Genomic DNA, 20,856 nt, shown 5'->3' on the forward strand with positions numbered 1-20,856 from the left:
CCCGGGGGGCCTCGACGAGGCTCCCGGGCGGTAGTTGTCATATCGGCTGACCGGGGAGTGGCGTGGTGCAGACGCTGGACGAGGACGGCGGCGTCGACCCGTGGCGCCGCCGGGCGCGACGTCCCCGCCGTCAGATGCCGCTCTGGCAGGAGCTGCCGCTGCTGCTGGTCGTCGCGTTCTGCCTCGCGGTGCTGATCCGCACCTTCCTGCTCCAGGCGTTCTTCATCCCCTCCGGCTCGATGGAGGACACGCTCCTCGTCGGCGACCGGGTCCTGGTCAACAAGGTCGTCTACGACGTACGCGACCCGGTGCGGGGCGAGGTGGTCGTCTTCCGGGGCACCGACCGGTGGGCCCCACAGGTCGACGAGCAGCCGGAGCCCGGGTTCGTGGGCAAGCTCGGCCGGACGGTCGGCGACCTGGTCGGCGTCAGCCGCCCCGGCGAGAAGGACTTCATCAAGCGGGTCATCGCGCTGCCCGGTGACCGGGTCAAGTGCTGCGACGCCCAGGGTCGGGTGCTGGTCAACGGCACGCCGCTCGACGAGTCGTCGTACGTCATCCGGGACTCGCCGCTCGACATCCCGCCGAACCCCCGCGAGTGCCGGTCCCGGCGCTTCGAGGAGGTCCTGGTCCCGCCCGGGCAGATCTTCGTGATGGGCGACCACCGGCTGGTCTCCCAGGACGCCCGCTGCCAGGGGCCGGTGCCGATCGACAACGTGGTGGGCCGCGCCTTCGCGGTGGTCTGGCCGTCGTCGCGGTGGAGCACGCTGTCGGTGCCGGCCACCTTCGACGACGTCGCCGATCCGCCCGCCGTCTCCACCGGGGCTCCGCCCCCGGTGCGTCCCACGCCGGGCGGCGGGGTGGTGCCGCTCGCCCCGTTCGTGGCCGTGCTGGCCGTTCTCGCGCGTTCCGGACGGTGGCGCCCAGCCGGGCAACGTAGGCTCCATCCGTGATTGACGAGCAGACCGACAAGCCCCGCAGTTCCTTCTGGAAGGAGCTGCCCATCCTCCTGGGCGTGGCGATCCTGGTCGCGGTGCTGGTGCGAGCCTTCGTGCTGCAGACCTTCTTCATCCCCTCCCCGTCCATGGAGAACACCCTCCAGATCGACGATCGGGTGCTGGTCAACAAGCTGGTCTACGACTTCCGGTCGCCGCGCCGGGGCGAGGTGATCGTCTTCAAGGCCCCCCTGGAGTGGAGCAGCAACCCCGACGGCGAGGACTTCATCAAGCGGGTCATCGGCGTCGGCGGCGACCACGTGGTCTGCTGCGACCCGCAGGAGCGGCTGGTGATCAACGGCAAGCCGCTGGACGAGCCGTACATCTATCCGGGGGACAAGACCGCCGAGGAGTTCGACATCACCGTCCCGGAGGGACGGCTCTGGGTGATGGGCGACCACCGCGAGGCGTCGGGCGACTCGCTGGAGCACTGGCAGCAGTCCGGGCAGGACATCACGACAGCCACCATCCCCGAGGACGAGGTCGTCGGGCGGGCGTTCACCGTCTTCTGGCCGGTCAACCGGGCCACCTGGCTGAGTGTCCCGAAGGAGTTCGAGGGCATCCCCGAGCCGTAGGGGCCGCCGGGCGTGGGCGTTGTCGGCGGCGTCTGGCAGGCTGGTGCGGTGACCGACTACACCCCGCGGCGCGCGGCCCGCGTCCTGCTCGTCGACGCGGCGGGTCGGGTGCTGCTCTTCAGCGGCTCCGACCCGGCCCGTCCCGAGCACGGCCGCTGGTGGTTCACCCCCGGTGGCGGCCTGGACCCCGGCGAGACGTACGCCGAGGGCGCCGCGCGGGAGTTGGCCGAGGAGACCGGGCTACGGCTGCCGGCCCCGGCGTTCGGCGCGCCGGTGCACCGCGACGTCACGGAGTTCCCGTTCGACGGCGTGTGGTACCGGCAGGAGCAGGAGTTCTTCCTGGTGCGGGTGGCGGATCACGAGGTCGACACCGCCGGCTTCAGCGAGATCGAGCGGGCCAGCGTCGCCGCCCACCGGTGGTGGCCGCTGGCCGAACTGGCCGCCACCGACGAGCGCTACTACCCGCCGGACCTGCCGGCGGTGCTGAGCCGGGCGCTGGCCGAGGCGCCGGCGGCCGACGGAGGTGTGCCGTGCTGACGCCGCCGCGCACGGTGGTACGCCGCGAGGGCGGGCTCTACGCGCTGGAGCGGGCGTTGCAGCGGCGCGGCTTCCGGCACGTCGCCGGGGCCGACGAGGCAGGCCGCGGCGCCTGCGCCGGCCCGTTGGTCGCCGCCGCCGCGATCCTGCCCGAGGGGCGCCGGGGCGAGATCGACGGGCTGGCCGACTCGAAGCTGCTCACCCCGGCCAGCCGGGAGCGGGTCTACGACGAGGTCGTCGCCCGCGCCCTGGCGTACTCCGTGGTGGTCATCCCGGCGGAGGAGGTCGACGAGCGGGGCCTGCACGTGTGCAACCTGGCCGCGATGCGCCGCGCCCTCGCCTCGCTGGCCGCCCGCCCCGAGTACGTGCTGACCGACGGCTTCGGGGTGGACGGCCTCGACGTGCCGGGGCTGGCGGTGTGGAAGGGCGACCGGGTGGCCGCCTGCGTGGCGGCGGCCAGCGTGCTCGCCAAGGTGACCCGGGACCGGATCATGGTCGAGCTGGACGGGACGTTCCCCGGCTACGGGTTCGCCGAGCACAAGGGCTACATCACGCCGGAGCACAGCGCGGCGCTGCGGGAGCGGGGGCCGTGCCGGGAGCACCGGTTCTCGTACGTCAACGTGGCGGTGGTGTCCGGTCGGGACGGCGCCCCACCCAGGGCACGTCGCCCGGTGAGCGCAAGGCCGGACGAGCCGATGGAGCGCTCCGGGCCGGCAGGGGGTACCGTCGGCGTGGCGTTGGGCGAGCAGCCTCGGCCTCCGGCGTCGGTGGGGGAAGATGTGGTCATGGAAGGCGGAGTGCGATGAGCGCGGAAGATCTCGAGAAGTACGAGACCGAGATGGAGCTTCAGCTCTACCGGGAGTACCGCGACATTGTCCGCCAGTTCTCCTACGTGGTGGAGACCGAGCGCCGGTTCTACCTGGCCAACCAGGTGGACCTGCACGTGCGCAACTCCGACGGTGAGGTCTACTTCGAGGTCGAGATGCACGACGCCTGGGTGTGGGACATGTACCGTCCCGCCCGGTTCGTGAAGAACGTCCGGGTGATGACCTTCAAGGACGTCAACGTCGAGGAGCTGGAGAAGCCCGACATCTCCCTCCCCGCCGACTCCGGCTTCGGCGGCTGACCCACCGCCCACGTCCCGCCCGGTGGCCCGACCACCGGGCGCGCCCGGCCCCGTCGGTGCTCCCACCCGCCACGCGGCCCTCGAACTCGCCCCCGACCTGATCGTCCAGTGTGCCCGGTCTCAGTCGACGAACGCGAACATCGTCACCCCGGCCGGGAGTGGACGGGGCTCGCCCAGGAACCGGTGCACGCCCACGCCCACGCCGTCCGCCGGGCTGCTCACCGCCACCGGCACGAAGCCCTCCTGCGCGAACCACCCGCAAATGGTCGGCACGAGGTCGGGGCTGCGCCGGTGCCGGGTCCAGAACACGGTGCCGCCGGTCGCGCAGAGCGCCGCGCAGTGCCGCACCGTGGCGCGGACGTCCGCCTCGCCGACGTTGCCGAACACCCCGCAGACCAGCACCAGGTCGGCCGGGGCGAGATCCGCGTACACGTCGGTGCGCGCCGCGTCGCCGACCACCACCTCCACCGACGACAGACCCGCCGCGCGGGCGGCCGACCGGGCCACCGCCGCGTTGCGGGGATCCATCTCCACCAACCGGGCAGTCACGTCGTCGCGGCGGGGGTGGGCCGCCAGCACGGGAATCAGGTCGCGTCCCTGCCCGGCGCAGAGGCTGACCGCCCGCAGCGGGCCGGGCGGGGCCGCGTCGAGCGCCTCCCCGACCCGCAGCCGCACCTCGGCGAGCCGGCGGGACAGCGCCGACCCCGGGTCCTCGTAGTCGGCGTGCCAGGCGTACCAGTCCCGCGTCACCGGCCCAGCGTAGGCGTCGGCCCCGCCGGTCGGGGGACGCCTCGTGGCGCTGGGGACGGGGAGGAGCGCGCCGGTCGAGTCCGCACATAGCAGATCACGTCAGGTTCCGGTTGCTGTCCACAGGAGACCCGTCGTCCACAGGGGCGGGTGACCGGGGTGGCGGGGCGGGACCCTCGCCGAGCAGGCTGCGCCCATGCGACCAGCAACCCGTACCGGCGTCGCCGCGCTCTGCGCCGCACTGCTGTCCCTCGGGCCGGCCGCCGTGCCCGGCACGGGGCCGGTTCCGGCGCCGGTCGGGGCGGCGGCGGCCGTGGCACCCGACCTTCCGCCGTTGCCCGAGGCCCCGACACCCGGGGCGGCGCGATTCCGGTGGCCGCTCGACGGTGCGCCCCGCCCGGTCCGCCGGTTCGACCCGCCGCCGCAGCCGTGGCTGCCCGGCCACCGGGGCGTCGACCTGGCCGCCGCGCCGGGCGCCACCGTGCGGGCGGCCGGTGCCGGCACGGTCCTCTTCGCCGGCATGGTCGCCGGCCGCCCGGTCGTCAGCGTCGGGCACGCCGACGGACTACGGACCACCTATGAGCCGGTGTCGCCGGCGGTCCGCCCCGGCGACCGGCTCGCCGCCGGGGAGCCGCTGGGCGCGCTGCTCGCCGGCCATCCCGGCTGCCCCGCCCCGGCCTGCCTGCACTGGGGGCTGCGGCGCGGCGCGGAGTACCTCGACCCGCTGGCGCTGCTCGGCCTCGGCCCGGTGCGGCTGCTGCCGCTCGACGGCGCCGGCACCGGCCCGTCGCCGGGCGGCGGGCGTGTCGGGCGTGCCGGGAAAAGGCGGCGCCGGGCGTGCCGGGCGTGCGGGCGGGTCGGGCGTGCGGGTGGGCCAGGGCAGGCGGGTGTCGGGCAGGCGTGGGTGTGCCGGGCGGCCGGGAGAGGCAATGGCGGGCGGCGGTGAGGCGGCGGCTCAGCGCTGGGCGAGCAGCGGGGGGAGCCGCACCGAGAGGCGCTCGTACTCGTCGGCGGTGTTGTAGACCTGCGCGCACAGCCGCAGCCAGCCCCGCCCGTTCCAGGCCATGACGGCCACCTCCGTGGCGAGCCGCTCGGCGATGCGTTCCCGCAGCGCCCGCGCCGCGTCGAACGTGGCGCCCAGGCCCGCCGGCAGCGGGACGATCCGCATGGCGACCCCGGGCCCGCCGGGGTTCGGCAGGTCGGCGGGGGCCACCCCCAGCGCGTCCCCGACCACCCGCTGGCCGTACGCCACCAGTGCGGCGTTGTGCGCCCGTACCCGGTCGACGCCGAGGCTGCGCAGCGTGAACAGGCCCACCGGCGCGGCCAGCCAGCCGGTGTAGTCCTGCGTCGCCGCCCACTCGACCCGACCGGGGAACCCCGACTCCTGCTCCCACGAGACGACCAGCGGCTCGATGCGCTCCCGCCACGGTGGCGCGACCACCAGCACGGCGCTGCCGCGCGGCGCGTACGCCCACTTGTGCAGGTTGCCCACCCAGAAGTCGGCGCCGATGCCACCGACCGGGGTCGGCAGCATGCCCGGGGCGTGCGCGGCGTCGACCAGGACCGGTATCCCGTGCTCCCGGGCCACCCCGACGATCGCGGCGACGGGGAAGAGCCGGGCGGTGGCCGAGGTGAGCTGGTCCACCACGAGCAGCCGGGTCCGGCCGGGGCGCAGCCCCGCGCGGACGATCTCGACGACCTCCTCGTCGGTGGCGGCCAGCGGCACCCGCAGCGCCCGGGTGACCGCCCCCGTACGGCGGCACTCGCGGGCGATGGAGAGGCCGACCGCGCCGTAGCCGTGGTCGGTGGTGAGCACCTCGTCGCCGGGGCGCAGGCCGAGCGACTGGAGCACCACCGCCACGCCGGTGGTGGCGTTCGGCACCAGGGCGGTGCCGTCCGGGTCGGCGCCCAGGAATCCGGCCAAGTGGCGGCGGGTGTGCGTGATCCGGTCGACCAGCCCCTGCGTGAAGAAGCGCAGCGGGTTGGCCTCCATCTCGTCGCGCAGCCGCTGCTGGGCCCGCTGCGCCGGGACCGGGACCGCGCCGAACGAGCCGTGGTTGAGGTGGCTGACCGCCGGGTCGAGTGAGAAGAGCAGGCGGGCTGCCGCGATCGGCTCTGGCGGCTGCGGGACGCTCACCCGGTGATCGTAGCGGCCGGTGGATCTCCGGCCGGCGTTCCGCCGGGTGTCCGTGCCGGTCGACCCCGCTCGATCCCGCAGAATGGCGGATCGTGGAGACCCTCGTGGAACTGCGCTGGCCGACCGCCGCCGACGAACAGCTCCGCGCCGACGTGCACCGGGTGCTGCACGCGGTTGCCGAGCACGGTGGCGCGATCGGGTACGCGGTCCCGCCCGGCCGCGCCGAGACCGACGCCTGGCTGGACGGGGTGCTGAGCCTGGTCGGGGCCGGCGACGCCGCGCTGGTCCTCGCCGTGCTCGACTCCCGGGTCGTGGGCACCGGGCTGTGGCGGCGCGGCCCGAAGCCGATCTTCGCCCACTACGCCGACCTGGAGAAGATCACCGCGCACCCGGCCGCCCGCGGCCGAGGCATCGGCAGGCTGGTCACCGGGGCGCTCATCGACGACGCCCGCAAGGCCGGTATCGAGACCCTCGCGCTGGGCGTACGCGGCAACAACCACGGAGCCATCGAGCTCTACGAGCGGCTGGGGTTCCGCGAATGGGGCCGGCTGCCGAACGTCATCGAGGTGGGCGACGAGCGCTACGACGACGTGCGGATGTGTCTGGACCTGGGCCGACCGCCGCACGTGCTGCTCCGCGGCTCTGCCCCGGACGGCCCGGGCTCGTCGCCGCGCCGTTCCTAACGGTCGACGCCGGCGACCGCAGCTGCCAGGCGACCACACCGGCCAGCATCCCGGCGGCCCCAGCGGCCGGGCCATCGCCGCGACGTCGGGCATGGCCGTCCGGCTCCCTCCCACCGCTCAGGCGCGGGGATGGGCCTGGCGGTAGGCCGCGCGGAGCCGCTCCACCGACACGTGGGTGTAGATCTGCGTGCTCGCGAGGGACGAGTGCCCCAGCAGCTCCTGCACCGCCCGCAGGTCGGCACCGCCCTCCAGCAGGTGGGTCGCCGCCGAGTGCCGCAGCCCGTGCGGGCTGACCGGGGGCAGCCCGGCGGCCTCGGCGTACCCGCTGACGATCCGTCGGGCCGTCGTCGGGTTGAGCCGCCCGCCGCGGGCGCCGAGCAGCAGCGCCTCCCGGGAGTGCGGCCCGGCCAGCGCGGGGCGGCCGTGCCGCAGCCACTCGTCGAGCGCCCGCTGCGCCGGCACCCCGTACGGGACCGCGCGCTCCCGGCCGCCCTTGCCGAACACCCGCACGACCCGCCGCGCGTGGTCGACGTCGGCGATGTCGAGGCCGCACGCCTCGCTGATCCGTACGCCCGTGCCGTAGAGCAGCTCCAGCAGCGCCCTGTCCCGCAGCACCACGGCCTCGGCGGTACCGTCCGCCGTGGCCCCGCTCGCGGCGCCGGCCCTGGCGGTGCCGTCCGCCGTGTGCGCCGCCGCGTTCCCGTCCACCGTGTGCGCCCCCGGGTCCCCGTCCGCCGTGTGCGCCGCCGGGTCTCCGTCCGCCGTGTCCGTCTCCGTCGGACCGGAAGCACTGTCCGGAGCGGTGAGGCGTCCGCCCGGCGCGAGGACTCGGGGCCGTGACCCGGCGACGGTGTCCGGCGGCGTCGGCGCGCCCGGGGTGGACCGGCCGGGCGCCTCGACCAGCGCGGCGGCTTGGTCGGCGCGGAGCACGGTCGGCAGGTCCCGGTGGGCGCGGGGGCTGGCCAGCGCACCCGCCACGTCGGTGAGGAGGAGCCCGGACCGGTGCGCCCAGGCGCTGAACGCCCGCGCCGAGGCCGCCCGGCGGGCGAGCGACGTCCGCGCGGCGCCCATCGTCCGCTGCTTCGCCAGCCAGCTGCGCAGCACCGTCAGGTCGAGTTCGGCCAGTTCGGCGCAGCCCATCCGGCGCGCGTGGTCCAGCAGCGACACCACGTCGCCGACGTACGCCCGGACCGTGTGCGTGGACCGGTTGCGCACCCCGGCCAGGTGCCCGGCGAAGTCGTCCACCGCCTCGCGCATCGCCGACGGGAGCGCCTCGTGCGTCGCCCGGGTGCCGGCCGGCTCCCGGCTCACCGCGACGCCCCGCTTCGCCGCCACCGTCGGCACCCCCGGCAAGCAGTTCCGCTCCCCGTGGCCGGCCGCCGGCATCGTGGGCGGCGCGGTCGGTGGGGCCCGACCCTCGTGCAGGCCGGCGGTGGTGGATCCTCTGGCACAGCGCCAGCCTACGGTCGGCGGGACCCGGCGACCACGCGCCCGGTCCACCCGATCCCGGCGGGGCGCCAGGCCGCGGGGCGGGTGCGCGACCGGCCGGTTCGACCGGGGCGGGACGGCTCCGAGGTCGGGATGACGGGGCGGGACGGGTCCGAGGCCGGCGGGTGCCGGCGCGGGCCCCACGGGCAGAAGCTCTCCCGCCTGTGCGGGCGGGGTGATGGATTACCGCGGCCGGTGCGCGCAGACTTGTCGTACCAACGGGTGAGCGCAGGTCGTCGTCGCGACGCGACGGACGGTGCTCGACGAAGGGGGACCGGGCATGGGGGTCGACGTCGTCCTCTACCGGGTGGTCGGGGCGGGCTCGGGCCGGCGCCGCCTCGTGCCGGCCGAGGTGCTGCCCGATCCCGACGACGTGCTGCTGGATCTCGTCGAGCGGGCCCGCGGCACCGGGCGTACCCCGTTGCTGGACCGGGTGGACCCCGTCGGTCAGCTGGTGGTCCCCGCCGACCAGACGCCACAGCTTCTTGCCGAGCTGGATCGCCTCGCCGAGGTGGCCCGGACGACGCCCGAGGTGACGCACGTGCGCCGCCTGGACCTGTTGGCGCGGCACTGCCGGCCGGACCGCGACATGGAGATCCGCTTCGAGGGGGACTGACCGGGCTGTCGGCCCGTTCAGCGTCGGGCCTCCTCGCCCGTCCGCCCGCCTGCGTGCGGCGGCTGGTCGTGACCGCGCCGCCCCCGGCCGGCCCGACCCGCGCCGGCCGGCGGCGCGAGGGCGTATCCGTCCGCGCGGTGGACCACCAGGGCCAACTCCTCCAGCATCGACAGTTTCCGCAGGGCGGTGCGGACGGCGACGCCGGCCCGCGCGGCGAGGACGTCCACCCCCACGGCGCCCCGGCGGGGCAGCGCCTCGACGATCGACCGGGCGTCGTCGTCGAGCTGGTCGACCGGCCGCTGCGGGCCGCGCGGCACCGGCGCCAGCTCGCCGATCCGCCCGACCTCCTCCAGCACCTGGGCGACCCCGGTGACCAGCCGGGCCTTCGGGTGCTCGCGCAGCAGTTCGTGCGTGCCCACCGACATCGCCGACGTGACCGGGCCCGGCACCACCATCCCCGGTTTCGCCAGCGCGAGTGCCCGGTGCGTGGTCTGGGTGGCGCCGCTGCGCGCCGCCGCCTCCACCAGCACGGTGCCGAGGGTCCCCGCCGCGATCACCCGGTTGCGGATGAGGAACCGGGGACGCAGCGGGTCGGCCCCCGGGATCCACTCGCTGACCAGCAGCCCGGTATCGGCGATCCGGTCGAACAGTGCCGCGTTGCCCATCGGGTAGGGACGGTCCACGCCGCAGGCGAGCACGGCCACCGTGATGCCCCCGGCGTTGAGCGCGCCCCGGTGGGCCGCCGCGTCGATGCCGAAGGCGCCACCGGAGACGACGGTCCAGTCCCGGTCGGCGAGCCCGTAGCCGAGTTCGGTGGCGACGTGCGTGCCGTACCCGGTGGCGGCCCGGGCGCCGACGACCGCGACGGAGCGGTCGAGCGCCTCCGCGAGCGGCCACGAGCCGCGTACCCAGAAGCAGAGCGGCGGCGCGGTCTCGGTGTCCACCCGGCGGTACGCGCCGGGCAGCCGCAGCCCGCGCAACTGGTCGACCCGGTCGGGCCACTCGTCGTCGCCGGGGACCACGATCCGGGCCCCGAGCCGCTCCCCGCGGGCCAGCGCCTCGGCCGCGACCGCCCGGGCGTCTCCGGCGGCGGTGCGCGCCGCCACCGTCGCCCGCAACGCCTCGTCCGGCGCGCCCCCGTCGAGCAGCAGGTCGAGTGTGGCCGCCGGGCCGAGCCGGTCGACCAGCCGGTGCACCGACCGGGTGCCCGGCTCGGCGAGCCAGGTCAGCGCCACCCGGGCCAGCGTCTCCTCGTCGGTGCTCACGTGCCGTCCCCCGTTCGCAGTTGAATGGCCTCCCGGACGTCCTCCCGGTCGGGCCGGTCCCGGCCGTCGAGGTCCGCGATCGTCCAGGCCAGGCGGATGATCCGATCGAAGCCCCGGGCGGAGAGCGACCCCGAGTCCAGTCGCGCCCGCAGCTCGGCGGTGTCGGGCCCGGGCAGTCGCCAGGGCGGTCGACGCAGGTACGGCCCGGGAATCTCCGCGTTGAGCCGGCGGCCGAGGACCGCCCAGCGTGCGGCCGCGGCCTCCCGGGCGGCTGCCACCCGGCGGGCGACGGTGGCCGACGACTCGCTGTCCACGGTGGCCTCCATCAGCTCCGCCGCCCGGACGGGTGGCAGCTTCACCTGCACGTCGATCCGGTCTAGCAGGGGACCGGACAGCCGGCTGAGATAGCGCCGGCGGGCCTGCGGCGGGCACTCGCAGTAGGCGTCCCCGGCCGGCTTGGCGCACGGGCACGGGTTGGCCGCCAGCACGAGTTGCGTACGGGCCGGGTATTCGGCGCCGCCGCGGCTGCGGGCCAGCCGGACCCGGCCGTTCTCCAGCGGCTGGCGCAGCGCCTCCAGCGCGCCCCGGCTGAACTCGGGCGCCTCGTCGAGGAAGAGCACCCCGCGGTGGGCGAGCGAGATCGCGCCGGGACGCGCCAGCCCCGAACCGCCGCCGACCAGGGACGGCACCGTCGCCGTGTGGTGCGGCGCCTGGAACGGCGGGCGGCGCAGCAACCGGCCGCCCGGCGGGAGCAGCCCGGCGATCGAGTGCAGGGCGGTGACCTCCAGCGCGGCCTCGTCGTCCAGCTCGGGCAGGATCGACGGGAGGCGCTCGGCGAGCATGGTCTTGCCGGCGCCCGGCGGCCCGAGCAGCGCCAGGTGGTGCCCGCCCGCCGCGGCCACCTCCAGCGCCCGCCGGCCCAGCCCCTGCCCGGCGACCTCGGCCAGGTCGGGCCCGTCGCCGGCCGGTGCCGGGCCGCCCGCCTCCGGCTCGATCAGGGGCGTGCCGTCACGGACGAAGCTGACCAGCCGGTGTAGCGTGTCGACCGCCCGGACCCGGACCCCGGGGACGACCGCCGCCTCGGCGGCGTTGTCGGCCGGGACGATCACCCGCTCGACGCCGGCCCGGGCGGCCGCGGCGACCATCGGTAGTACGCCGCGCACCGGTCGGACGGTGCCGTCGAGGCCCAACTCGCCGAGGACCGCCACGCGCTCCAGCGGCAGCAGCGGCAGTTCGCCCGAGCCGCCCAGCAGGGCCACCGCGATCGCCAGGTCGAACGCCGAGCCGAACTTGGGCAGGTCGGCGGGCAGCAGGTTGAGCGTGATCCGGCGGTTGGGCCACCGCTGCCCGGAGTTGACCACCGCCGCGCGGACCCGGTCCCGGGCCTCGTGCAGGGCGGTGTCCGGCAGCCCCGAGATGACGACGGCCGGCAGACCGGCCGCCAGGTCGGCCTCGACCTCCACCAGGTGCCCGGTGACGCCGACCAGGCCCACGCAGAGCACCTTCGCGTAGCTCACGCCGCCACCCGCCCCAGGCCATCGGAGATCCGTCCGCTGCGTCCGGCCATCTCAGAACGCACCCTTGAGGTGCTCGACCCGGGCGGCGCCGGCGCCGGTGAGGCGTACCGAGATCACGTCGAAGCGCACCTCGTCCGCGGTGGTGCCGGTGTCGGCCAGCCACCGGGCGGCGAGCCCGCGCAACCGGCGGGCCTTGGCCGGTACGACGGCCTCGGCCGGCGGGCCGAACTCGTCCGAGCGGCGGGTTTTCACCTCGCAGAAGGCGAGCACCGGCCCGTCCCAGGCGATGATGTCGATCTCCCCGGCCGGGCAGCGCCAATTCCGGGCGACGGGGCGCAGCCCCGCCCCGATCAGGTGCCGGACGGCGCACCGCTCGCCGTACGCGCCGACCGCCTGGTTCCGCTTCGTCATGCCCGGCACCGTGCCCGGCCCGGGCGGCCTCCGCCGCCCCGCGTCGCCGACCTGTGGACAGGCGGACGGGCTGTGGACGAGCGGACGATCATGTTCGTGCTGTGCTATGTGGACCGCCGTGGGCGCGGCTGGTCCGAGGAGTTCGTGCTGCCGCGGGCGGGCCGGCCCACGCCGCCTCAGCGGCGGTGGTACCGAGGCGGTCGGCGGGGAACCCCCGGACACCCGGCCGTCCGCTAGCGTGCGACGGATGAGCGTCGACTGGCGGAGCGACCGGGTCCGCGCGGCCCTGCGTGGCGCGAATCCCACCGTCCTCCGCCGGCTCTCCGCCGGGTTCGCCGTGATCGGCGACAACCAGCACCTCCCGGGATACTGCGTACTGATCACGGACGACCCGTCGGTCGACCGGTTGACCGACCTGCCCAGGGGGCGGCGACTGGCGTTCCTGGCGGACATGGACCTGCTCGGCGAGGCGGTGGCCCGGGTCTGCGCCCGGCGGGACCCGGGCTTCCGGCGGATCAACTACGAGATCCTCGGCAACCTCGACGCCTTCCTGCACGCGCACGTGCGCCCCCGGTACGACTGGGAGCCGGCCGAGCTGCGGCAGGGACCGGTCTACCGCTATCCGACGCAGGTGTGGCGCGATCCGGCGTACGCCCTCGGGCCCGCGCACGGCGAGCTGCGCGCGCAGCTCGCCGCGGAGCTGGACCGGCTTGCGGATTCCCGCCCCTGACCGCCGTCGCGCTGCCCCCTGGACCGTCGTCCCGCGGAGCCCGGCCGCTCGGCCGCCGTGGGTGTCCGAGGGGCGAATGGCGCCTGTGGAGCCGGTCGCATACGGTGCCGGACGTGGACGGACGACGGAGCTTTGCCGAAGATCAGGAGTCGCGCTGGTATCCCGCAGACCGCGACCGTGGCTACGGGGAGCCGGACTGGCGCGGACCGGCCGAGACCCGGCACCGGGACGACGACCTGAGCACCCCCGAGCAGCGCCGCGTCGCAGAGGACGGCCGGCACGGCGAGGCCGCGACCGGCCGGCGCGGTGAGCCGGGCCGCTTCGGTACGACGAATGAGCCCGCCTCGGGACGCTTCGGCGCTGTCGATGCCGACCGGGTCCGCTTCGGCGGCCCGGAGGACTCGGGTCGCTTCGCAGTGGCCAACCCGGATTCCGGTCGCTTCGCGGCGGTCGAGCCGGACTCGGGTCGCTTCGCGGCGGTCGAGCCGGACTCGGGCCGCTTCGCGGCGGTCGAGCCGGACTCGGGTCGCTTCGCGGCGGTTGAGCCGGACTCGGGCCGCTTCGCGGCGGTTGAGCCCGACTCCGGCCGGTTCGCGGCGGTAGAGCCGGCGTCCGGGCGGTTCGGCGGCGCCGAGAGCGACTTGGGACGGTTCGTCGCGGTGCCGTCGCTCGGGGACGACCGGGCGGAGACCGAGGGATACCGGGCGAGTCGCGCCCGGCGCGCCGAGTCGGACCCGGAGGTCTCCGGCGAGCTGCCGGCCGACCGGCCGGGTCGACGCGCGGCGCGGGAGGCGAGGGAGTCGCGGGACGCGGTCTCGACGTCGGGCGTCGACGCGCTGGCCGGTGCGGGCCCGGTCGAGCGGGCCGACGAGCCGACCCGCCCGGCCCCGCTGGGCGGCTATCCGATCGTCGAGCCCCACCGGGGGGCCGAGTCCGCGAGCCCGCCGGAGTCGCCGGTCGTCGCGCCCCAGCCGGCGGTCGGGACGCCGAACCCGCTGGAGATGCCGACCGGACCGATGCCGCCGATCGGCCCCCGTGGCGACATGCCGCCCGGGGAGGTGCCGGTCTATCCGCCGGTGGTCGGCCCGCACCCGTCCCCGCCGGCGGGCGACGGGGTCTACCGGACCCGCCGGCCCGCGCTGGCTGCGCTCTTCACCCTGCTGGTCGCGGTGTTCGAGGTCCCCGCGCTGCGGGTGCTGCTCGGCGGCGTGACCGGCGACCCGGTCTCGGCCGCCGACGTCGTGGCGGGCACCTTCCTGGTCTGCGGCCTGCCGATCTTCGCGATCGGCCTGTACGGGCTGCGTACCGGCGGGTTGTCGCTGGCGGAGGGGAGCCGGGGCTGGCTGCGCCCGCCGACGGCCTACCTGACCGTGGGTCTGGTGTTGTTCGTCGCCGCCGCCCTCGCGGTCGGCTGACGCCGGCCCGAGCCGGCGATCCGCGCTGCGGGACACGCCGTCGCGGGTGAGCGTCTCGCCGAGCCCGGCGGGTTCCCACCCCACGGCCTGACGCGGCCCGAGCTGCGGTCGCCCGGCGGGCGCTGGCGATGAGGGTTCGGCGGTCGCCGCCCCCCCCGGCCCACCTCGGCCCCCCGGCGTGGGCCTGCGGTGCCGGAAATGGGCGTTCTGACCCCTTCCCGCCACCCGCAGCGGCGGCGGCGGAGAAGGGGCGTACACTGGTCGACTGGCGACCGCCTCGTGCGGTCGACCTCGCGCGCCCTCTCCACGAGTCGTCGTGGGGCGACGGCCTCCCTGGTCCCGATCTTGGTCGGGCCCGTCATGGCCGGCGACCGGGCGCCAGGACGCCCGGCCGCCGGCCGGGCGGGACAACCAGGGACGCAAGGAGTACCCCACCATGGCCGTCGTGACCATGCGCCAGCTGCTGGAGAGCGGTGTCCACTTCGGGCACCAGACCCGGCGCTGGAACCCGAAGATGAAGCGCTTCATCTTCACCGAGCGCAACGGTATCTACATCATCGACCTGCGCCAGACCCTCGACTACATCGAGAAGGCCTACGACTTCGTGCGCGGGACCGTCGCCGAGGGTGGCAGCATCCTCTTCGTCGGCACCAAGAAGCAGGCCCAGGAGGCCATCGCCGAGCAGGCGACCCGGGTCGGCCAGCCGTACGTCAACCACCGCTGGCTCGGCGGCATGCTGACCAACTTCCAGACGGTGTACAAGCGGCTGCAGCGGATGAAGGAGCTGGAGGCCCTGGGTGACCTGAGCGGCACGGCCGCCGGGTACACCAAGAAGGAGACCCTGCAGCTCTCCCGCGAGAAGGACAAGCTGACCCGCACCCTCGGCGGTCTGCGGGACATGCAGAAGCTCCCGGCCGCGATCTGGGTGGTCGACACCAAGAAGGAGCACATCGCCGTCGACGAGGCCCGCAAGCTGGGCATCCCGGTGATCGCGGTGCTCGACACCAACTGCGACCCGGACGAGGTCGACTTCCCGATCCCGGGCAACGACGACGCGATCCGCTCGGCGGAGCTGCTGACCAAGGTCGTGGCCGCCGCCGTCGCCGACGGCCTGATCGCCCGCTCCGGCCGTCGTCGGGGCACCGACGAGAAGCCGGAGCCGGGTGTGGCCTCCGACGAGCCGCTGGCCGAGTGGGAGCGCGAGCTGCTCGAGGAGCCGAAGAAGGCCGACGAGCAGCAGGGGCAGCCGGCCGAGCAGCCGGCGACCGCCGCCGCGGAGTGACCGCGCCGCCGCTTCCCCGCCGTCCGTTTTTTCGGACGGCGGGGAGCGGCCGGTACGCCGGGCACGTCGCGCCCGGATCCGGGTAACCGGCACCAGGACCAACCCACCCGCAGTCTCAACACCGAAGAGAGAGCCATGTCCAACTTCACCGCCGCGGACGTCAAGAAGCTCCGCGACCTGACCGGCGCCGGCATGATGGACTGCAAGAAGGCGCTGACCGAGGCCGAGGGCGACTTCGACAAGGCCGTCGAGATCCTGCGCGTCAAGGGCGCCAAGGACGTCGGCAAGCGGGCCGGCCGCACGGCCGCCAACGGTCTGATCGCCCACTCCGGCCAGGCGCTGCTCGAGCTCAACTGCGAGACCGACTTCGTCGCCAAGACCGACGCCTTCATCGAGCTGGCCCAGCGGCTGGTCGAGCACGGCGAGCGCAGCGGCGTCGGCACCGCCGAGGAGCTGCTCGCCACCGAGCTCGACGGCAAGGCCGTCGCCGACCTGGTCCAGGAGCAGTCCGCCAAGATCGGCGAGAAGCTGGTCCTCAACCGGTTCGCCAAGCTCGACGGCACCACCGCGGTCTACCTGCACCGCAAGAGCCAGGATCTGCCCCCGGCGGTCGGCGTGCTCGTGCAGTACACGGGCAAGACCGACGAGGCCGGCGACGCCGACGCGCGTGCCGTCGCCATGCAGATCGCCGCGATGCGGCCGAAGTACCTCACCCGTGACGAGGTGCCGGCCGACGTCGTCGAGTCCGAGCGGCGCATCGCCGAGCAGACCGCCCGCGAGGAGAACAAGCCCGAGGCGGCCCTGCCGAAGATCGTCGAGGGTCGGGTGAACGCCTTCTTCAAGGACTACGTCCTGATCGAGCAGGCGTCGGTCGCCGACAACAAGAAGACGGTGAAGCAGATGCTGACCGAGGCCGGCATCGAGGTCACCCGTTTCGTGCGGTTCGAGGTCGGCCAGGCCTGAGCCGCCCCGGGGCGCGTCGTGCGTCCGCGGGAAGGGTAAACGTCGACGAGGAGGCCGCCGGTGTACGTGACAGGCACCGCGGCCTCCTTGTCACATAGGGTCGGCTACGGCAGTTTTGCGGTACGCGGCGTACGGGACGTGCGCATGGGGAAGGGCGGGGCGGATGACGCAGGTTGTGAGTAACCGGAGTCTGGCGGCGGACGATCCGACGGCGCCGCCCCCCGGCCGGGCCCGACGGGTGGTGCTGAAGCTCTCCGGCGAGGTGTTCGGCGGGGGCGCGGTCGGCGTGGACCCGGACGTGGTGCAGGCCGTCGCCCGGCAGATCGCCACCGTGGTGCGCCGCGGTGTGCAGGTCTCGGTGGTGGTCGGCGGCGGCAACTTCTTCCGGGGCGCCGAGCTGCAGAAGCGCGGCATGGACCGGGCCCGTGCCGACTACATGGGCATGCTCGGCACCGTGATGAACTGCCTCGCGCTGCAGGACTTCCTGGAGAAGGAGGGCGTCGAGACGCGCGTGCAGAGCGCGATCACGATGGCCCAGGTCGCCGAGCCCTACATCCCGCTGCGCGCCATCCGGCACCTGGAGAAGGGGCGCGTGGTCATCTTCGGCGCGGGCGCCGGCATGCCGTACTTCTCCACCGACACGGTGGCAGCCCAGCGCGCCCTGGAGATCCGCGCCGACGTGGTGCTGATGAGCAAGAACGGCGTGGACGGCGTCTACACCGCCGACCCGCGGGTCGACCCGACCGCCAGCAAGTTCGACTCGATCACCTTCTCCGAGGTGCTGCGCCGCAACCTGCGGGTCGCGGACGCCGCCGCGTTCAGCCTGTGCATGGAGAACGGCCTGCCGATGCTGGTCTTCGGCGCGCAGGGCGACGACACCATCATCCGGGCCGTGGGTGGCGAAAAGATCGGCACCCTGATCACCGCCTGAGCGGGTCTCGCGACCGCGTTCAGCGGTTCCTCCGACACCACAAGCCACGACGAGCACAAGAAGGAGGCGAGGAGACCGGTGATCGACGACACCCTCCTCGAGGCCGAGGAGAAGATGGAGCGTGCCATCGAGCACGCCAAGGAGGAGTTCGGCGCGATCCGCACCGGTCGCGCCAACGCCGCCATGTTCTCCAAGATCATCATTGACTACTACGGCAGCCCCACCCCGCTGCCCCAGATGGCGTCCATCGGCGTGCCCGAGCCGCGCATGGTGATCATCAAGCCGTACGACAACTCGCAGATCAACGCCATGGAGAAGGCGATCCGCGACTCCGACCTCGGCGCGAACCCGAACAACGAGGGCAACCAGCTCCGCATCCTGCTCCCGCAGATGACCGAGGAGCGCCGCCGCGACATGATCAAGGTCGCCCGGCACAAGGGTGAGGAGGCCAAGGTGGCCATCCGCAACATCCGCCGCAAGGGCAAGGAGGAGCTCGACCGGCTCGTCAAGGACGGCGAGGTCGGCGAGGACGACGGTCGGCGCGCGGAGAAGGAGCTCGACGACCTGACCCAGCGCTACGTCGCCGCCGTCGACGAGCTGGTGAAGCACAAGGAGAACGAGCTCCTCGAGGTCTGAGGCCGTACGCCGGTGACCACCGGCGGCGACGACGACACCGTGGCACCGGCGCCGCGCCCGCACCGGGCAGCGGGGTCCGGTGCCACCGTCGTTGCGCCCGCCGCCCCGGGGACGGGCGCGGGACACGGTCCGGCGTGGGGACACGACGGGTGCAGTAGGCTCGGCACGATTCCCGGCCACCCTGCGGTGAACGGTGGGGATCGGCCGGCCGTCGGGCGGGTCAACCGGACGGAACAGTCGCGCGGGTAGGGGAATGGTTGTGGTTGTGCGTCATGCGGTGGATCTCGTGCCGGGCCCGTTCGGCGCGTGATGTCCCACCTCGACCCCTACGGCAGCGCCGAGCCCCGCGGCTGGGACCGCCCCGACCGCCCCGCCCCCGCCCTGCCCTGGCCGGAGCCCGAGACGGAGCCCGGCCAGTGGCACCGCCGGCCCGGCGTCGCCCCTGACACGTACGCCGAGCCGCACACCCGCCTCCGCCCGCAGGTCGACGCCCACTCCGAGCCGGGAAGCGCGGACGGTGCCCCGTACGACCACCCGGCCGGGACGAACGGTCACCACCCGGACGACTCCGAGTACCCGACGACCCAACTGGAACCGGTGCGGGACGCCGAGCCGGAGCCGGAGCCCGCGCGGGCCCCGGGCCGGCGGCAGCGCGGCCGACGCCGGGCCAGCGCCGACCGGCCCCCGACGCAGCAGCCCGCATCGAGCCGGGCCGGGCGCAACCTGCCGGCCGCCATCGCGGTCGGCGTGGCCCTCGGCGCCCTGATCGTGGTCCCGCTGTTCTTCTACCCGCCCGCCTTCCTGGTGGTGGTGGCCGGCGCGGTCGCGGTCGGCAGCTGGGAGATGGCCCGGGCGGTGCGCCGCAGCGGCGCCCACCCGCCGCTGGTGCCCCTGATCGCCGGCGGGGTGCTCACCGTCGGGCTGGCCTGGTTCGCCGGTCCCGACGCGCTCAGCCTCGGCCTGCTGGTCACCGTGCTCGGGACGATGGTCTGGCGGCTCGGCGACGGGCCGCGCGGCTTCCAGCGTGACCTGACCGCCGCCACCCTGATCGCCGTGTACGTGCCGTTCCTCGGCGGGTTCGCCGCGCTGCTGGCGGCGTCGCCGGACGACGGCCACCTGCGGGTGCTGGTGACCCTGGTCGCGGTGGTGCTCTCCGACACCGGCGGTTACGCCGCCGGCGTCAGCTTCGGCAAGCACCCGATGGCTCCCTCGGTGAGCCCGAAGAAGTCCTGGGAGGGCTTCGCCGGCTCGGTCACCGCCGCGGCGCTGGGCAGCGCCCTGCTGATCTGGCTGCTCTTCGACGTGGCCCCGTGGTGGGGCGCGCTCTTCGGGCTGGCGGTCTCCGGTGCGGCCGTCCTCGGTGACCTCGCCGAATCCATGATCAAGCGGGACCTCGGGGTCAAGGACATGAGTAACCTGCTCCCCGGGCACGGCGGCCTGATGGACCGGCTCGACTCGATCCTCTTCGCGCTGCCGACCGCGTACCTGTTGCTGGCGGTCTTCGTCCCGGTGCTGGAGTGAGGCGTGAATCACCGGCCGTCGCGGGCCCCGGCCGGGCGGTGGGGGTCGATTCGGCACCTCCGGACAGGTGCGTCGGCCGTCCGGCGTGACAGACTGGACCCGCCATGACGAGCCTGCCCCTGATCCCCGCAGACCCCGACGCCCCCGGGCGCCGGCCCGCGATGCCTCCCCGTCACCTCGCCGACCTCGACCTCGCCGGCCGCCGCGCGCTGGTCGCCGAGCTGGGGGAGCCGGCGTTCCGCGCCAAGCAGGTCTCCACCCACTACTTCGGCCGCCTGGTGCGCGATCCGGCGCAGATGACGGACCTCCCGGCCGCCGCCCGGGACCGGCTCGCCGACCAGCTCCTGCCGCGCCTGCTCACCCCGGTCCGCGAGCTGGCCTGCGACGACGGCGCGACCCGCAAGGCGCTCTGGCGGCTGCACGACGGCTCGCTGGTGGAGAGCGTGCTGATGGGCTACCCGGACCGGGTCACCGTCTGCATCTCCAGCCAGGCCGGCTGCGGCATGGCCTGCCCGTTCTGCGCCACCGGCCAGGCCGGGCTGACCCGCAACCTGTCCACCGCGGAGATCGTCGACCAGGCGGTCTACCTGGCCGGCGTGGCCGCCTCCGGCGCGGTGGCGGGATCACCGCCCCGCCTGTCGCACGTCGTCTTCATGGGGATGGGCGAGCCGCTTGCCAACTACTCCCGGGTGGTCGCGGCGATCTGCCGGCTCGTCGCCCCGGCGCCGGAGGGGCTGGGGCTGTCGCAGCGCCACATCACCGTCTCCACGGTCGGCCTCGTGCCGGCCATCCGCCGGCTGGCCAGCGAAGACCTCTCGGTGACCCTTGCGTTGTCGCTGCACGCCCCCGATGATGAGCTGCGCGACGAACTCGTGCCGGTCAACCAGCGCTGGAAGGTGTCCGAGGTGCTGGACGCAGCGTGGGACTACGCGGCGACGACGGGACGTCGCGTGTCGATCGAGTACGCGATGATCAAGGACGTGAACGACCAGCCGTGGAGAGCCGATCTGCTCGGGCGGCTGCTGGCCGGGAAGCTGGCCCACGTGAACCTCATCCCGCTCAATCCGACTCCTGGCAGCCGGTGGGATGCCAGCCCGAAGCCGGTCGAGCGGGAGTTCGTCCGGCGGTTGCGTGAGGCCGGGGTGTCGACGACGGTGCGGGACACCCGGGGTCGCGAGATCGACGGAGCGTGTGGGCAGCTCGCCGCCGCCGTCGACAACAGGGACACCGACCGGACCGGGGAGACTGCGTGACCGGGCGTAGCGAACGAGACCAGGAGACATA

General features: G+C 74.8%; 22 protein-coding genes. 16 read left to right on the forward strand and 6 right to left on the reverse strand.

What is annotated here, in order from left to right; genetic code table 11:
* Nucleotides 1-62: 62 nt before the first annotated feature.
* The 5 genes from lepB (AB0L34_RS06715) to AB0L34_RS06735 are packed head-to-tail and all read left to right on the forward strand — an operon-like array spanning nt 63 to nt 3,230.
* On the forward strand, nt 63-950 hold the full coding sequence (gene lepB, locus AB0L34_RS06715) for a signal peptidase I (RefSeq protein WP_363702502.1): 888 nt from the start codon (nt 63-65) through the stop codon (nt 948-950).
* Nucleotides 947-1,567, forward strand: coding sequence for a signal peptidase I (gene lepB / locus AB0L34_RS06720; protein ID WP_363702504.1), 621 nt, complete (start codon nt 947-949; stop codon nt 1,565-1,567). Before lepB (AB0L34_RS06715) ends, lepB (AB0L34_RS06720) begins: the two co-directional genes overlap by 4 nt.
* Before the next feature lie 48 nt (nt 1,568-1,615).
* A complete protein-coding gene (locus tag AB0L34_RS06725) occupies nt 1,616-2,104 on the forward strand; it encodes an NUDIX domain-containing protein (RefSeq protein WP_350704872.1) in 489 nt (162 codons plus the stop codon).
* Nucleotides 2,098-2,910, forward strand: coding sequence for a ribonuclease HII (locus AB0L34_RS06730; protein WP_363702506.1), 813 nt, complete (start codon nt 2,098-2,100; stop codon nt 2,908-2,910). The genes AB0L34_RS06725 and AB0L34_RS06730 overlap by 7 nt, the downstream gene beginning before the upstream one ends.
* Complete coding sequence (locus AB0L34_RS06735) at nt 2,907-3,230, forward strand: DUF2469 domain-containing protein (protein ID WP_007075222.1); 324 nt, start codon at nt 2,907-2,909, stop codon at nt 3,228-3,230. The genes AB0L34_RS06730 and AB0L34_RS06735 overlap by 4 nt, the downstream gene beginning before the upstream one ends.
* A 120-nt stretch (nt 3,231-3,350) precedes the next feature.
* Here AB0L34_RS06735 and AB0L34_RS06740 read toward each other — a convergent pair whose 3' ends face one another.
* Nucleotides 3,351-3,980: a class I SAM-dependent methyltransferase gene (locus tag AB0L34_RS06740; protein WP_357453361.1), complete on the reverse strand. Its 630-nt coding sequence runs from the start codon at nt 3,978-3,980 to the stop codon at nt 3,351-3,353.
* Nucleotides 3,981-4,173: 193 nt separating this feature from the next.
* On the opposite strand from AB0L34_RS06740, the gene AB0L34_RS06745 reads away from it, so the two are divergent.
* Nucleotides 4,174-4,923, forward strand: a complete 750-nt coding sequence (locus tag AB0L34_RS06745; protein ID WP_363702508.1) for a M23 family metallopeptidase — start codon at nt 4,174-4,176, stop codon at nt 4,921-4,923.
* 9 nt (nt 4,924-4,932) lie between these two features.
* Here the strand turns inward: AB0L34_RS06745 and AB0L34_RS06750 are convergent, their stop codons facing one another.
* Nucleotides 4,933-6,114 carry an aminotransferase class V-fold PLP-dependent enzyme gene (locus tag AB0L34_RS06750; protein ID WP_363702510.1) on the reverse strand — a complete coding sequence of 394 codons (1,182 nt, stop codon included), beginning with the start codon at nt 6,112-6,114 and terminating at the stop codon, nt 4,933-4,935.
* A 92-nt stretch (nt 6,115-6,206) separates the two neighbouring features.
* On the opposite strand from AB0L34_RS06750, the gene AB0L34_RS06755 reads away from it, so the two are divergent.
* The gene (locus AB0L34_RS06755) at nt 6,207-6,797 is read left to right on the forward strand and encodes a GNAT family N-acetyltransferase (RefSeq protein WP_357453355.1); all 591 of its coding nucleotides are present in this window, start codon (nt 6,207-6,209) and stop codon (nt 6,795-6,797) included.
* Nucleotides 6,798-6,914: 117 nt separating this feature from the next.
* Here the strand turns inward: AB0L34_RS06755 and AB0L34_RS06760 are convergent, their stop codons facing one another.
* Nucleotides 6,915-8,054: a tyrosine recombinase XerC gene (locus AB0L34_RS06760; RefSeq protein ID WP_363702588.1), complete on the reverse strand. Its 1,140-nt coding sequence runs from the start codon at nt 8,052-8,054 to the stop codon at nt 6,915-6,917.
* Nucleotides 8,055-8,565: 511 nt separating this feature from the next.
* Here AB0L34_RS06760 and AB0L34_RS06765 point away from each other — a divergent pair.
* Nucleotides 8,566-8,901, forward strand: a complete 336-nt coding sequence (locus AB0L34_RS06765; RefSeq protein WP_363702512.1) for a hypothetical protein — start codon at nt 8,566-8,568, stop codon at nt 8,899-8,901.
* Nucleotides 8,902-8,918: 17 nt separating this feature from the next.
* Here the strand turns inward: AB0L34_RS06765 and AB0L34_RS06770 are convergent, their stop codons facing one another.
* Genes AB0L34_RS06770 through AB0L34_RS06780 form a run of 3 tightly spaced genes read right to left on the reverse strand, consistent with a single transcriptional unit; the run spans nt 8,919 to nt 12,094 of the window.
* On the reverse strand, nt 8,919-10,166 hold the full coding sequence (locus AB0L34_RS06770) for a DNA-processing protein DprA (protein ID WP_363702514.1): 1,248 nt from the start codon (nt 10,164-10,166) through the stop codon (nt 8,919-8,921).
* The gene (locus AB0L34_RS06775) at nt 10,163-11,683 is read right to left on the reverse strand and encodes a YifB family Mg chelatase-like AAA ATPase (RefSeq protein WP_363702516.1); all 1,521 of its coding nucleotides are present in this window, start codon (nt 11,681-11,683) and stop codon (nt 10,163-10,165) included. Before AB0L34_RS06775 ends, AB0L34_RS06770 begins: the two co-directional genes overlap by 4 nt.
* A 51-nt stretch (nt 11,684-11,734) precedes the next feature.
* Nucleotides 11,735-12,094, reverse strand: coding sequence for a YraN family protein (locus AB0L34_RS06780; RefSeq protein ID WP_350704888.1), 360 nt, complete (start codon nt 12,092-12,094; stop codon nt 11,735-11,737).
* A gap of 247 nt (nt 12,095-12,341) precedes the next feature.
* Here AB0L34_RS06780 and AB0L34_RS06785 point away from each other — a divergent pair, with 247 nt between their 5' ends.
* The 8 genes from AB0L34_RS06785 to rlmN all read left to right on the forward strand — a co-directional run bounded on the left by AB0L34_RS06785 (nt 12,342) and on the right by rlmN (nt 20,825).
* The gene (locus AB0L34_RS06785) at nt 12,342-12,824 is read left to right on the forward strand and encodes a diadenosine tetraphosphate hydrolase (protein WP_363702519.1); all 483 of its coding nucleotides are present in this window, start codon (nt 12,342-12,344) and stop codon (nt 12,822-12,824) included.
* A 113-nt stretch (nt 12,825-12,937) separates the two neighbouring features.
* The gene (locus AB0L34_RS06790; RefSeq protein WP_363702521.1) at nt 12,938-14,239 is read left to right on the forward strand and encodes a hypothetical protein; all 1,302 of its coding nucleotides are present in this window, start codon (nt 12,938-12,940) and stop codon (nt 14,237-14,239) included.
* 436 nt (nt 14,240-14,675) lie between these two features.
* Nucleotides 14,676-15,521, forward strand: a complete 846-nt coding sequence (rpsB, locus tag AB0L34_RS06795) for a 30S ribosomal protein S2 (RefSeq protein ID WP_350704894.1) — start codon at nt 14,676-14,678, stop codon at nt 15,519-15,521.
* 135 nt (nt 15,522-15,656) lie between these two features.
* The gene (tsf, locus tag AB0L34_RS06800) at nt 15,657-16,484 is read left to right on the forward strand and encodes a translation elongation factor Ts (protein WP_357453340.1); all 828 of its coding nucleotides are present in this window, start codon (nt 15,657-15,659) and stop codon (nt 16,482-16,484) included.
* Nucleotides 16,485-16,647: 163 nt separating this feature from the next.
* A complete protein-coding gene (pyrH, locus tag AB0L34_RS06805) occupies nt 16,648-17,415 on the forward strand; it encodes a UMP kinase (protein WP_357453337.1) in 768 nt (255 codons plus the stop codon).
* A gap of 78 nt (nt 17,416-17,493) precedes the next feature.
* Entirely contained in the window at nt 17,494-18,051 is a 558-nt protein-coding gene (gene frr / locus AB0L34_RS06810) for a ribosome recycling factor (protein WP_091096739.1), read from the forward strand.
* 309 nt (nt 18,052-18,360) lie between these two features.
* Nucleotides 18,361-19,572 carry a phosphatidate cytidylyltransferase gene (locus AB0L34_RS06815; RefSeq protein WP_363702590.1) on the forward strand — a complete coding sequence of 404 codons (1,212 nt, stop codon included), beginning with the start codon at nt 18,361-18,363 and terminating at the stop codon, nt 19,570-19,572.
* 104 nt (nt 19,573-19,676) lie between these two features.
* Nucleotides 19,677-20,825: a 23S rRNA (adenine(2503)-C(2))-methyltransferase RlmN gene (rlmN, locus tag AB0L34_RS06820; protein ID WP_363702524.1), complete on the forward strand. Its 1,149-nt coding sequence runs from the start codon at nt 19,677-19,679 to the stop codon at nt 20,823-20,825.
* The last annotated feature ends 31 nt before the right edge of the window (nt 20,826-20,856 follow it).

Source organism: Micromonospora sp. NPDC052213 (genome assembly GCF_040679695.1).
Classification (GTDB): Bacteria; Actinomycetota; Actinomycetes; order Mycobacteriales; family Micromonosporaceae; genus Micromonospora.

Excerpts from the sequence above, each read along its gene's own strand:
- AB0L34_RS06735 (WP_007075222.1), top strand. The coding sequence starts at position 2,907 with ATGAGCGCGGAAGATCTCGAGAAGTACGAGACCGAGATGGAGCTTCAG.
- AB0L34_RS06745 (WP_363702508.1), top strand. The coding sequence starts at position 4,174 with ATGCGACCAGCAACCCGTACCGGCGTCGCCGCGCTCTGCGCCGCACTG.
- AB0L34_RS06760 (WP_363702588.1), bottom strand. The coding sequence starts at position 8,054 with ATGCGCGAGGCGGTGGACGACTTCGCCGGGCACCTGGCCGGGGTGCGC.
- AB0L34_RS06765 (WP_363702512.1), top strand. The coding sequence starts at position 8,566 with ATGGGGGTCGACGTCGTCCTCTACCGGGTGGTCGGGGCGGGCTCGGGC.
- AB0L34_RS06780 (WP_350704888.1), bottom strand. The coding sequence starts at position 12,094 with ATGACGAAGCGGAACCAGGCGGTCGGCGCGTACGGCGAGCGGTGCGCC.
- AB0L34_RS06785 (WP_363702519.1), top strand. The coding sequence starts at position 12,342 with ATGAGCGTCGACTGGCGGAGCGACCGGGTCCGCGCGGCCCTGCGTGGC.
- rpsB (WP_350704894.1), top strand. The coding sequence starts at position 14,676 with ATGGCCGTCGTGACCATGCGCCAGCTGCTGGAGAGCGGTGTCCACTTC.
- tsf (WP_357453340.1), top strand. The coding sequence starts at position 15,657 with ATGTCCAACTTCACCGCCGCGGACGTCAAGAAGCTCCGCGACCTGACC.
- pyrH (WP_357453337.1), top strand. The coding sequence starts at position 16,648 with ATGACGCAGGTTGTGAGTAACCGGAGTCTGGCGGCGGACGATCCGACG.
- AB0L34_RS06815 (WP_363702590.1), top strand. The coding sequence starts at position 18,361 with ATGTCCCACCTCGACCCCTACGGCAGCGCCGAGCCCCGCGGCTGGGAC.
- rlmN (WP_363702524.1), top strand. The coding sequence starts at position 19,677 with ATGACGAGCCTGCCCCTGATCCCCGCAGACCCCGACGCCCCCGGGCGC.